The organism is Ensifer meliloti, from assembly GCF_030064585.1.
Classification (GTDB): Bacteria; Pseudomonadota; Alphaproteobacteria; order Rhizobiales; family Rhizobiaceae; genus Sinorhizobium; species Sinorhizobium meliloti.
Genome location: NZ_CP120365.1, coordinates 2,986,947 through 2,999,683 on the forward strand (window position 1 = coordinate 2,986,947; position 12,737 = coordinate 2,999,683).

A 12,737-nucleotide genomic window follows, 5' to 3' on the forward strand; every position below is an offset into this window, starting at 1 on the left:
GAAGCACGATGGAAGAAATCGAGAGCAAAGAAACGAAGGCCCCCTCGCGGCTGATGACCATCGCCGCCGTGGCGGTGCTGACCCTCGTTGCCGGCGGCGGCGGCTGGCTCGCCGGCATGCTCCTGGCACCGCCGCCGGCGGAGAAGGCGGAAGCCGCGGCCGAACTGCCTGCGAACGCCACCGGCGAGGAGGACATACCGAAAATGTCAGAGGTGGCACACGGCATCGTGCAGCTCGATCCCATTACGACGAACCTGGCCTATCCGGCCGAAAACTGGGTTCGCCTCGAGGTCGCGCTCCAGTTCGATGGAGCTCCCGACGTTGCACTGGCGGAGACGATACACCAGGACATTGCAGCCTATCTGAAGACCGTGTCGCTGCAGCAGATTCAAGGTCCGCGCGGCTTCCAATATCTCCGGGATGACATCCAGGAGCGGGTTGACCTGCGCTCCGAGGGCCGCGTAACGAATGTGATGTTCCGCACCTTCGTCATCCAATGATTCGCTGATGCTCCGGTTTGCCACCTTCATAATCGCCATGATGGCGATGTCGGGAATTGCCGGGGCTCAGAGCTTCCCCGCCGATATCCTGAATACGCCGGTCGACGGCTCCGTCGCCTCGTGGATCATCCGCACCTTCGGCCTCCTGACCGTTCTTTCGGTGGCCCCGGGTATCCTGATCATGGTGACGAGCTTCCCGCGCTTCGTCATCGCCTTCGCGATCCTGCGCTCAGGCATGGGGCTCGCGACGACGCCCTCCAACATGATCATGGTGTCGCTCGCGCTCTTCATGACCTTCTACGTCATGGCGCCGACCTTCGACCGCGCCTGGCGCGACGGCATCGATCCGCTCCTGAAGAACGAGATCTCCGAGACGGATGCGATGCAGCGGATGTCGGAGCCTTTCCGCGAATTCATGCTGGCCAATACCCGCGACAAGGACCTGCAGCTCTTCATCGACATCGCCCGGGAGAAGGGCCAGACCGTCGTTGTCGACGAGAAGGTGGACCTGCGCGCCGTCGTTCCGGCCTTCATGATCTCGGAGATCCGCCGAGGCTTCGAGATCGGCTTCCTGATCATGCTGCCCTTCCTCGTGATCGACCTGATCGTCGCGACCATCACCATGGCGATGGGCATGATGATGCTTCCCCCGACGGCGATTTCGCTGCCCTTCAAGATCCTGTTCTTCGTGCTGATCGACGGCTGGAACCTGCTCGTCGGCAGCCTCGTGCGCTCGTTTATCTGAGGCCCCGCCGCCAGGCACGACGGCCCGGCAAGAATCCGTTAAGCATAGGATTTCACAGGCGATTAACCACCTTCGCGCCGCTCCCCGAACACATCTTCTCCGGTTAAACACTTGGCAATGAATGGCTGCGAATTTCGTCTTCACACGACGGGTTTGGTATCCATCACGAGTTGAGCGGAGCCGAGTGGCATGATGCCGGACCGTCGTGACCGGTAGCGATTTTTCAGTCCGGTATGTCCCCCCAATCAGTATTTCGTAGGGACAACGAATATGACGAGCATTCTCACCAACAACTCCGCAATGGCCGCGCTTTCGACGCTGCGCTCGATCTCTTCCAGCATGGAAGACACGCAGAGCCGCATCTCCTCCGGCCTTCGCGTCGGTTCGGCCTCCGACAACGCCGCCTACTGGTCGATTGCGACCACCATGCGCTCTGACAACCAGGCCCTTTCGGCCGTCCAGGACGCCCTCGGCCTCGGCGCCGCCAAGGTTGATACCGCCTATTCCGGTATGGAATCGGCGATCGAAGTCGTTAAGGAAATCAAGGCCAAGCTCGTAGCTGCCACCGAAGACGGCGTCGACAAGGCCAAGATCCAAGAAGAAATCACTCAGCTCAAGGACCAGCTGACGAGCATCGCCGACGCGGCTTCCTTCTCCGGTGAGAACTGGCTGCAGGCGGACCTCAGCGGCGGCGCCGTCACCAAGAGCGTCGTCGGCTCGTTCGTCCGTGACGCAAGCGGTTCCGTAGCCGTCAAGAAGGTCGATTACAGCCTCAATGCCAACTCGGTTCTCTTCGACACGGTCGGCGATACCGGCATTCTGGACAAGGTCTACAACGTCTCGCAGGCAAGCGTCACGCTGACGGTCAACACCAACGGCGTCGAATCGCAGCATACGGTTGCTGCCTATTCGCTGGAGTCCCTCACCGAAGCCGGTGCGGAGTTCCAGGGCAACTATGCTCTTCAGGGCGGTAACAGCTACGTCAAGGTCGAAAACGTCTGGGTTCGGGCTGAGACCGCTGCAACCGGCGCCACCGGTCAAGAAATCGCCGCCACCACGACGGCAGCTGGTACCATCACTGCAGACAGCTGGGTCGTCGATGTCGGCAACGCTCCTGCCGCCAACGTTTCGGCCGGCCAGTCGGTCGCGAACATCAACATCGTCGGAATGGGTGCAGCTGCGCTCGATGCCCTGATCAGCGGTGTCGACGCCGCTTTGACAGACATGACCAGCGCTGCCGCCTCGCTCGGCTCCATCTCCTCGCGCATCGACCTGCAGAGCGAATTCGTCAACAAGCTCTCGGACTCGATCGAGTCGGGCGTCGGCCGTCTCGTCGACGCGGACATGAACGAGGAGTCGACCCGCCTCAAGGCCCTGCAGACCCAGCAGCAGCTCGCCATCCAGGCCCTGTCGATCGCCAACTCGGACTCGCAGAACGTCCTGTCGCTCTTCCGCTAAGAAGATATGCAATAGCCGGATGCAGGCAAGCTTTTGCCTGCGTCCGCTTCCTTCGAACCGCGCCCGGAGATCGAGCGCGGTTTTTTGCATTGTCTCGTCGCGAAGTCGTGCTTCACCATTTCTTAAACATGCTATGGCACGCGCGCACGCGCATGGGTTGAAAAATTTACGCAAAATCTCTCTCGCGCTTAGTGCTTCATTAACCAACCTGAGATTATCTAGACCCATCGAAAGGACGGGCTAACTTCAGCAATAACAGCTGGTTAGCAAGCATGACGTTGACCGTCTTTCGCCGGTGGAACCGGAATGTCCCTTCTCATCAGCCATCAAGGGGCACTAAACCATGACGAGCATTCTCACTAACATTGCGGCAATGGCCGCTCTCCAGACCCTGCGCACCATCGGCTCCAACATGGAAGAGACGCAGGCGCATGTCTCCTCCGGTCTGCGCGTCGGCCAGGCCGCTGACAACGCCGCCTACTGGTCGATCGCGACCACCATGCGCTCCGATAACATGGCCCTTTCGGCCGTACAGGACGCCCTCGGCCTCGGCGCTGCCAAGGTTGATACCGCCTATTCCGGTATGGAATCGGCCATCGAAGTCGTGAAGGAAATCAAGAAAAAACTCGTTGCCGCTACCGAAGACGGCGTCGACAAGGCCAAGATCCAGGAAGAAATCGATCAGCTCAAGGATCAGCTGACGAGCATTTCCGAGGCCGCTTCGTTCTCGGGCGAAAACTGGCTGCAGGCGGACCTCAGCGGAGGCGCCGTCACCAAGAGCGTCGTCGGCTCGTTCGTCCGTGACGCAAGCGGCGCCGTGTCCGTGAAGAAGGTCGACTACAGCCTCAACACCAACTCGGTTCTGTTTGATACGGTGGGTAACACCGGCATCCTGGACAAGGTCTACAACGTCTCGCAGGCAAGCGTCACGCTGACGATCAACACGAACGGTGTCGCATCCCAGCACACGGTTGCTGCCTATTCGCTGGAATCCCTTACCCAGGCCGGCGCGGAATTCCAGGGCAACTACGCTCTTCAGGGCGGTAACAGCTACGTCAAGGTCGACAACGTCTGGGTTCGGGCTGAAACGGCCGCAACCGGTGCCACCGGTCAGGAGCTTGCCGCCACCACGACGGCAGCTGGTACCATCACCGCAGACAGCTGGGTCGTCGATGTCGGCAACGCCCCTGCCGCCAACGTTTCGGCCGGGCAGTCCGTTGCCGGAATCAACATCGTCGGAATGGGTGCAGCTGCGCTCGATGCCCTGATCAGCGGTGTCGACGCCGCGTTGACGGACATGACGAGCGCGGCCGCCGACCTGGGCTCGATCGCCATGCGTATCGACCTGCAGAGCGATTTCGTCAACAAGCTTTCGGACTCGATCGATTCGGGCGTCGGCCGTCTCGTCGACGCGGACATGAACGAAGAATCGACCCGCCTGAAGGCCCTGCAGACCCAGCAGCAGCTCGCCATCCAGTCGCTGTCGATCGCCAACTCGGCTTCGGAAAACGTCCTCACGCTCTTCCGCTAATCAGACTCGGAAAGGTGGTCGCGAATTGAGCGACTGCCACCCTGTTCGAACCTTCAAAGGGGCCGCGCTCATCAAGCGTGGCCCCTTCCTCGTTCCATCGGCGAATAGCCGTTTAACCTTTGTTAACCATAACCGCGCTAAGTGGGCTCAACGCAACGAACGGTTAACCAAGACGAAGAAGCGGTTAACGGCATGATGCCTCGCGTTCGTTTCCCCGGGGTGGCCGGGATGTCCCTTTCCAACTAGCCATTCAAAGGGGCCCGTAATGACCAGCATTCTCACCAATGTTGCAGCGATGGCTGCACTCCAGACGCTCCGCGGCATCGACTCCAACATGGAGGAAACGCAGGCTCGCGTTTCCTCGGGCCTCCGCGTCGGCACGGCCTCGGATAACGCCGCCTATTGGTCGATCGCCACCACGATGCGATCGGACAACATGGCGCTTTCCGCCGTTCAGGATGCCCTGGGTCTCGGTGCGGCCAAGGTCGACACGGCCTACGCCGGGATGGAGAATGCCGTCGAGGTGGTGAAGGAAATTCGCGCCAAGCTCGTCGCTGCCACCGAAGACGGTGTCGATAAGGCCAAGATTCAGGAAGAGATCGAACAGCTCAAGCAACAGCTGACGAGCATCGCAACGGCCGCTTCCTTCAGTGGCGAGAACTGGCTCCAGGCGGATCTAACTGCGCCCGTCACGAAGAGCGTTGTCGGTTCTTTCGTCCGCGATTCCTCGGGCGTCGTGTCCGTAAAGACGATCGACTATGTTCTCGACGGCAACTCCGTCCTCTTCGATACCGTTGGCAACAACGGGATTCTGGACAAGGTTTATGATGTCTCCGAGTCCAGCGTCACGCTTTCGATCAACACCGGCGGCGTCGTATCCGAGCATACGGTGGCGGCCTACACCGTTGACGACCTCATCGCCGGCGGCGCGGTATTCCAGGGCAACTACGCCCTTGCCGGAGGTGTGAACTATGTAAAGGTTGAGGGCGTTTGGGTCGAAGCGGTTGCATCATCCGGTGCACCGGGTCAGGAAGTCGCTGCTGTGACGACCGCTGCAGCTCCCATCACCGCCGATTCCTGGGCCGTAGACACGACCGCCGGCCCGGCTGCCAGCGTACCTGCACCTGCCTCGATCGAGAATATCGACATCACCAACGCCGCGCAGGCAGCAAACCTCGACGCGCTGATCAGGGGCGTCGACGAAGCGCTCGAGGATCTGATCAGCGCCACATCGGCGCTGGGCTCGATTTCCATGCGCATCGGCATGCAGGAAGAGTTCGTATCGAAGCTCACCGACTCGATCGACTCGGGCATCGGCCGCCTTGTCGACGCCGACATGAACGAAGAATCGACCAGGCTCAAGGCACTGCAGACACAGCAGCAGCTTGCCATCCAGTCGCTGTCGATCGCCAACACCAATTCGGAAAACATCCTCCAGCTCTTCCGTCAGTAAGCGGCGCCCCGGCTAGGGGGCGGCTTCGTCCCGCTCTGAAGGAGAACAACCCGCGGTCCTGGAAGGGGCTGCGGGTTTTCGTATAGAGCTTGCGCCAGGCTGGCCGCTTTAACGAATTCTTCACCTTGATTACCGACTCATTGACGCCGTTAACTTCTTCTTAACCATTTCCGTTAATGGTTCGTTAAGAACGGCGGTCTGTCACCCAGGGCAAAAAGGTGTCAGCGCGCATGACGCCTCACCGTCGTAGCCGGCTTTCCGGAATGGTCCGATTTCCCCAACCAGGGCAGCATAGCGCCCCAGGGTGACCACCAATGACCAGCATCATGACCAACCCCGCCGCCATGGCAGCGTTGCAGACATTGCGCGCGATCAACCATAATCTCGAGACGACTCAGGGCCGCATCTCCTCCGGCTTTCGTGTGGAAACCGCGGCCGACAATGCCGCCTATTGGTCCATCGCAACCACGATGCGGTCGGACAATGCCGCGTTGTCGACGGTCCACGACGCCTTGGGCCTCGGCGCCGCCAAGGTCGATACGTTCTATTCGGCGATGGATACGGTCATCGACGTGATGACCGAGATCAAGGCCAAGCTCGTCGCGGCAAGCGAGCCGGGCGTCGACAAGGATAAGATCAATAAGGAAGTGGCCGAGCTCAAGAGCCAGTTGAACTCGGCCGCGCAGTCCGCCTCCTTCTCCGGCGAGAACTGGCTCTATAACGGTGCTGCTGCAGCACTGGGCACCAAATCGATCGTCGCCTCCTTCAACCGCAGCGCCGACGGCAGCGTTACGGTGTCGACGCTCAATTACGACACCGCCAAGTCCGTTCTGATCGATGTTACCGATCCAAGCCGCGGCATGCTCACCAAGGCGGTGAATGCGGATGCGCTTCAGTCCACGCCGACCGGCACGGCCCGCAATTACTATCTCATCGATGCAGGCGCCGCCCCGGCAGGCGCGACCGAGATCGAGATCGACAACGCAACGACCGGTGCGCAGCTGGGCGACATGATCAGCGTCGTCGACGAGCTCATCAGTCAGCTGACCGATTCTGCCGCTACGCTCGGCGCGATCACCAGCCGCATCGAGATGCAGGAAAGCTTCGTCGCCAATCTGATGGATGTGATCGACAAGGGCGTCGGGCGTCTCGTCGATGCCGACATGAACGAGGAATCGACACGGCTGAAGGCGCTGCAGACGCAGCAGCAGCTCGGCATCCAGTCACTGTCGATCGCCAACACCACCTCCGAGAACATCCTCCGCCTGTTCCAGGAATAAGGGAAGGTTTGGGCGCGTGAGGGAGAGGACAACACCCCTCCCCAACCCCTCCCCACAAGGGGGAGGGACTTAACCTGCCGCTCCCTCGTCTCTTCTCGCCGCGCTACTGCTGGAAGAGAGGGTGAATGAACCGGACGCGGCGCGGCACACTCCTGCCCCTCCCCCCTGTGGGGAGGGGTCGGGGAGGGGTCTTGAATACGCCCCACCCCAAACCTGATTTCAAACCTTCCTTCCGCCGCGCCGCCGGTCATCGGCATGGCGGAAGCCGGTTGGACCGCGCTGTTGCCCTGGCGCGGTCCAACACCTTCATTTTCGCACAAGTTTGACCGGATAGCCTCCCTTCCGCAGTCATTCAAGCAGCGACCTTTGCGCGTCTGATGGGACGCGCGGTGCTGTAGTCCGACTGCCGGCCAAGAGGGTTTTGGCTGCCGCTTGCATCGGTGGGCTCCGCTTTTGGCGAACCGTTGCACATCGAGAATGCCGGTCCTGTCGCTGTCTCGGGCGAGGGGCCGAAGGAGACATTTAAGACGTGTCAGGCTCTATGGATTTTCGGGTGCTGGGGCAACCTCTGCCGGTAAGGCGTGGAGCATCGACGCTGGTGACGTGCGGGCAGGAGGCGTGCCGATGAGCGCGTCGCTGTCCCGCTATCTCAAGGACTTCAGCCCGCCCAGGATCGAGCTCGCGCGGATGCCGCCGAGATATTTTCCGGACCTCGACACCGGCCTTTCGGAGAACCGTGCCGGTGCGAGGCCGGCCACGCCCGAGATCGATATCGACGCCGAGCGCCGCGAAGCCTTTGCGCAGGGACGTGCCGAGGCCAGCGCCGAACTCGCTCTCGAGCATCAGAAAGAGATCGCCGATCTCAAGGCGCGCCATGCAGAAGAGACCGACGCCCTGAAGCAGCGCCTCGAGGAACAGGCAGCCGCCAGGGTCGCCGCCGGTTTCGGCGAAATGGCGGATCGGCTGGCGCTCGCGCTCGGCGACCAGGCGGCGCGCGTCCTTGCTCCGGTCATGGACGAGGCGCTCGCCAAGCGCGCGGTCGAGAACCTGGCCGGCATGGTCCGGCACGGCCTCGCTGCCGGCGAAGGGATCGCGATTACGGTGCGGGGGCCGCTTGCGCTTTTCGAAGCATTGAAAGCCCTCTTGCCCGAAACGGCCGCGTTCCGTCACGTCGAAAGCGGTGACGTCGACCTGACCGTCGAAATGGGCGAGGCGATACTGGTGACGCGAATGGCCGCGTGGTCCGATACTGTTCGCAAGGTTCTGGCATGAACGACGAGAGCAATCACAACGGCAAGAACGAAATCATCATCGTCCGGCGTTCGGCAGACAACCACGACGGCCATCACGGCGGCGGGTGGAAGATCGCCTATGCCGACTTCATGACGGCGATGATGGCCTTCTTCCTCGTCATGTGGCTGATCAACGCCGCGAACGAGGAGACCAAGGCGGCGATCGCCGCCTATTTCAATCCGGTGCAGTTGACCGATCAGAAGCCGGCCGAGAAGGGCCTCAAGGATCCTGCCAAGGATGCGCAGGGCGAACAGACGCAGCAGCGCTCCAAGGTCGACGGCGAACAGACGAAGTCGGGCGGTTCGGCCAAGACCGGCGATCAGCTGACGGCGACCTCGGGCGAAGAGACCAAATATTCCGACGCCGACTTCTTCGAAAATCCCTACTCGGTCCTGTCCGAAATCGCCCGCGAAGTGGGTCACGAGGCGAATATCAGCGTCAAGGGCGACGGCGGCGCGGCCCAGTCCGGGCCTTCAACCGGCGCCGCCGGCGGCGAAGCGTATCGCGATCCCTTCGACCCGGACTTCTGGACCAAGCAGGTGGAGGTGAAGGACGCAGGCAACACGGCCGAAAGCGATGTGGCGTCAGCGGCAAACAGCGCCCGCGAAGCGGCTTCCGCGCCTAACGTGCCGGATAAGGCAGAGGGCGCAAAGGCCGCGGATGCACCCGAGAACCAAGCTCCGGCTGAAAATCCGCAGAAAGAAGCCGAAGCCCTTAAGGCCGAAATCGAAAAGGAGCTCGGCGGCGAGGCCGGGCGGCTCCTTGAAGGCCTGGCGGTAACCCCGGCCGAGGGCGGACTGCTGGTGACGATCAGCGAGCAGACGGATGCGCCGATGTTCGCGGTCGGATCCGCCGTGCCGCAAAAGGAGCTGGTGCTCGCGATGGAGAAGATCGGCAGGCTGCTTGCCGAGCGCCCGGGCGCAGTGGCGGTTCGCGGTCATACCGATGGACGGCCGTTCAAGGATGGCACCTACGACAATTGGCGCCTTTCGGCGGCACGCGCCCAGAGCGCCTATTACATGCTCGTGCGCGGCGGCCTGGAGGAAGAGCGCGTGAAGCAGATCAGCGGTTTTGCCGACCGCCGGCTCCAGGTGCCGAACGATGCCTATGCGCCCGCGAACCGGCGCATCGAAATCCTGCTGCAGTCGGGCCAGGGCTGAGAAATGCTGAAGCGGCTCTGCACGATTCTTGCGGCATCGGCCCTTGCCGCTCCCCTCGCGCTCGGCATCGCCCGCGCGAACGGGACGGAAGAGCTCACGTCCTACAAGATGATAAGGTCGCTGCAATATGTGCAGGATTCGGTGGTGCTCGGCGACCATTCGGCGATCGAGATGCAGCGCTTCATGCTCGGCGCGATCGACGAGCGGCTGAGAGCCGCCGATCCTTCGGCGTTTCGCGATCCGCGCAATGTCGACGCGGCTCTCGTCTATGTCATGAGCGGCGGCAATCCGGCGACGCTCGACCTTCTGGCCGATCGCGACATCGAGGGCAATTTCGATTCCCGGGTAACCGATGCGCTCAGGCAATATCTGAACGGCAAGGGCCCTCTGATCGTCGAGAATCTCACCAAGGCTGCTCCGGAATACAAGAACTCACGCATCGGCCCGTATCTGTTCCTGATCCTCGGCAACGCCATGTCGCAGCAGGATCCGATCGAGGCGATGAAACATTACGATTGGGCGCGCCTGACGGCACCGGGCACCATAATCGAGGAGGCTGCCCTTCGCCGGTCGGTTTCGCTGGCGGCGCGGGCCGGCCTTCCGGAGAAGGGCTTTCGCTATGCGCTGAACTACGCGCGGCGCTACCTGACGTCACCCTATGCGAGCCAGTTTGCCGATGTCTTCGTCGAGCTGGCGGTCGCCCATTTCGACGAGGCGGCCGATGGGCGCGTCTCGGAGATACTCTCCTTCATGGACAGCGCGCGCCAGCGCGAGGTCTATCTCAGGGTGGCGCGCCGCGCCGCGATTGCCGGCAACCAGGCCCTGGCGCGGCTGGCGTCCAGGCGCGCCGAGGAACTGGCAGGGGATGACAGTTCCCGATCGCAGGTGCTTGCGAGCTTCTACGAGGGGCTGGCGGCCGTGCCGTCCGCGGATGTCTTTTCGGCCGCCGAAGCCCTCGAAGCGATCCCCGACGAAAAGCTGTCGCCGCGCGACCGCGCTCTGCGCGAGGCGGCCAAGGCCGTTGCCGATGCGGTGGTCCGGCCACCATTGGGAGAAAGCCCGGCGCAAGCACCCGCGCCTATAGCGGAAAGACCGGCCGGGGAGCAAAGCGAGTTGGCTGCGGAGGAAAGCGGAAGCGGCATGAGCCCATTCGGCCAGCCGGTCGAGGAGTCGCCCCGCAGGACATCCGAGATGACGGCCGAAGCCGATGCCGCCGCTCCAGGCGATCCGGCTTTCGACGGCTTTCTTGCCAGCGGTCGTTCGAAGATCGACGAGATCGATGCGCTGCTGAAGGGGGAAGGACAATGAGGCCTCTTGACGAGAGTTTGCGCGCGCCCGCCGCCAGCAGGCCGGCACAGGCGCTGAGCGTTCGGGGTCAGCCGGAGGCCGAGCCCGGAGCGTTTGGCGAGGCGATCGCCGATGCAGGCCGCCGCAGGACGCAGGGGCAAGGCGGCCAGACATCTGCGGGCGAAGCGCGAAGTGAGCCCGTCGCCAACGCCTCGGCGGTGCCGAAGGTCGACGGCTTTGGCGCGGACGTTCCGGCATCCATGGCGGATGCTGCATCGCCCGACGCTCGACCCGCCTCCGAGCGCGCGATCATTACGCGGGACCAGGCGGCGAAACGATTGCAGCACGGCCACCCTGCCGGCACGACGCCTCTGTCGCTCGGCCGCGATGATGCAGGCGAGGAAACGGCCGAGCCGGTGGAACCGGCGGCAGCCCACTCGCGCGAAGCAGTGCATGCCTTGCGCGACGCCATAGACGAAGCGTCGGGTATGACGGCGACGGAAGGTGACGAGAATGCCGAGCCTGTCGGCGGGACCGTCTCCGATCTCCTGTCGATGCTTACAGGCGCCGCACCGGCGGTGGCTGCGGTTTTGCAGCCGGAAGGCAGGGCAAAGCCCGCCTCGGCGGTTCGAGACGGCTCCGACGGTCCGGCAAAGGCTGTAGGCGGCATATCTCCGGACGTGGCGGACGGCGCGCATCCGCAGACCGGGGAGGGGACCGGCGGCAGCGAGCCGGATCGGCTTTTCCGCTTCGCCCGTGCCGACGGTAAGGGGCAGGCCGTTTCCATGAGCATTTCCCGGGATGGCGAGCGGGCCGTCGTGGAGAACAGCCGATCGTCGGTCAAACCCGGAGTGGAGACCGTAACCGTCCTGGAGGCGCGCCGCTATCTCGGCCTTGCGGTCAACGAGAACACCACGTCGGTGGCGACCGCGATCGCCGGCGATAGCGGATGGGCCGAGGCATTGCAGTCGAGCGCCGCGACGACGAAGCCGGAAGCCTGGAGCCAGACCGGCAAGACGCTCAATACTCTGAAGATCCAGATGCACCCGGTCGACCTCGGCATGGTGACGGCGACGCTGAGGCTGAAGGACGATGAGCTTCAGGTCGAACTGAAGGTCGAAACCGGTGAGGCCTTCCGCCAGTTGCGCGACGATCAGAGCGAAATGGTGAAGGCCCTGCGGGCGCAAGGATTTGCGGTCGACCAGGTGAACATCGTCTTCAACGGCGGCGGAGATTCCGCAAATGGCGGCGGCGGACAGTCTCAGGCCCAGGCTCAGGCACAGCTCGGTTACGAGGGCCGCGAGCGGGCAGGCGATGACGGCCAGGGGCGTCAGCCGCGGGATGGCGGCCGGGCGGCGACGGAAAGGTGGGCGGGCAATGATGCTACGGACGATGTGTCTGACGGTGCTGAGCGTTCTCGCGCTGGCCATGTCTACATGTAGCGCCCTTGCGAGCGCAGGCGTCTGCGAACGCGAGATCGCTTCCGCCGCCTCCAAATACGGCGTCCCGACCGGGATTCTCTATTCCGTCGGATTGACCGAGACGGGCCGAAAGGGGTCCCTGCAGCCCTATGCGATGAACATCGAAGGCAAGGCCTATTTCGGGCAAAGCGTGCAGGATGTCCTCACGCGTTTCGGCGCGGCGCGTGCCGAGGGCGCCAAGCTCATCGATCTCGGCTGCATGCAGATCAACTACCACTTTCACGGCGAACATTTCAGCTCTCCCGAGGAGATGCTCGACCCGCGCAGGAATGTCGAATATGCGGCCCGCTTCCTGTCCAATCTGCGCGCCCGGCACGAGAGTTGGACGATGGCGGTCGCTCGCTATCACGCCGGCCCCAACAACGACCCGGCGCAGAAGAAATACGTCTGCCGCGTCATCGCAAACCTGGTCGCGACCGGCTATGGCAAGTGGACGCCGAACGCGCAGCAGTTTTGCCGATGACCAACTTGCGGTTGCATTACCGCAGCGGCTGCCTCATTGTGGCAACAATGCGGACAGATTGTGATCGCAAGCGATTTCAGCATCTC

At 62.7% G+C, this 12,737-nt stretch carries 11 protein-coding genes; all 11 read left to right on the forward strand.

From position 1 onward, the window contains the following. Window positions 1–8 precede the first annotated feature (8 nt). On the forward strand, window positions 9–500 hold the full coding sequence (locus PZL22_RS21260; protein WP_003529887.1) for a flagellar basal body-associated FliL family protein: 492 nt from the start codon (window positions 9–11) through the stop codon (window positions 498–500). Between the two features lie 7 nt (window positions 501–507). Then, on the forward strand, window positions 508–1,245 hold the full coding sequence (gene fliP, locus PZL22_RS21265) for a flagellar type III secretion system pore protein FliP (RefSeq protein WP_003529886.1): 738 nt from the start codon (window positions 508–510) through the stop codon (window positions 1,243–1,245). Window positions 1,246–1,515: 270 nt separating this feature from the next. Then, window positions 1,516–2,703 (forward strand): flagellin N-terminal helical domain-containing protein, encoded by a 1,188-nt coding sequence (locus PZL22_RS21270; protein WP_003529885.1) that lies wholly within the window; start codon window positions 1,516–1,518, stop codon window positions 2,701–2,703. Between the two features lie 343 nt (window positions 2,704–3,046). After that, entirely contained in the window at window positions 3,047–4,234 is a 1,188-nt protein-coding gene (locus PZL22_RS21275; RefSeq protein ID WP_003529884.1) for a flagellin N-terminal helical domain-containing protein, read from the forward strand. Window positions 4,235–4,499: 265 nt separating this feature from the next. After that, window positions 4,500–5,687, forward strand: coding sequence for a flagellin N-terminal helical domain-containing protein (locus PZL22_RS21280; protein ID WP_003529883.1), 1,188 nt, complete (start codon window positions 4,500–4,502; stop codon window positions 5,685–5,687). Window positions 5,688–6,001: 314 nt separating this feature from the next. Beyond that, a complete protein-coding gene (locus PZL22_RS21285) occupies window positions 6,002–6,967 on the forward strand; it encodes a flagellin N-terminal helical domain-containing protein (protein WP_003529882.1) in 966 nt (321 codons plus the stop codon). 624 nt (window positions 6,968–7,591) lie between these two features. Next, window positions 7,592–8,239 carry a hypothetical protein gene (locus PZL22_RS21290; RefSeq protein ID WP_003529881.1) on the forward strand — a complete coding sequence of 216 codons (648 nt, stop codon included), beginning with the start codon at window positions 7,592–7,594 and terminating at the stop codon, window positions 8,237–8,239. Further along, window positions 8,236–9,420 (forward strand): flagellar motor protein MotB, encoded by a 1,185-nt coding sequence (locus PZL22_RS21295; RefSeq protein WP_003529879.1) that lies wholly within the window; start codon window positions 8,236–8,238, stop codon window positions 9,418–9,420. Before PZL22_RS21290 ends, PZL22_RS21295 begins: the two co-directional genes overlap by 4 nt. Window positions 9,421–9,423: 3 nt before the next feature. Further along, window positions 9,424–10,728, forward strand: coding sequence for a chemotaxis protein MotC (gene motC / locus PZL22_RS21300; RefSeq protein WP_003529877.1), 1,305 nt, complete (start codon window positions 9,424–9,426; stop codon window positions 10,726–10,728). After that, a complete protein-coding gene (fliK, locus tag PZL22_RS21305; protein ID WP_284718556.1) occupies window positions 10,725–12,149 on the forward strand; it encodes a flagellar hook-length control protein FliK in 1,425 nt (474 codons plus the stop codon). The genes motC and fliK overlap by 4 nt, the downstream gene beginning before the upstream one ends. Further along, window positions 12,100–12,651 carry a transglycosylase SLT domain-containing protein gene (locus PZL22_RS21310; protein WP_033048676.1) on the forward strand — a complete coding sequence of 184 codons (552 nt, stop codon included), beginning with the start codon at window positions 12,100–12,102 and terminating at the stop codon, window positions 12,649–12,651. The genes fliK and PZL22_RS21310 overlap by 50 nt, the downstream gene beginning before the upstream one ends. Window positions 12,652–12,737 lie beyond the last annotated feature (86 nt).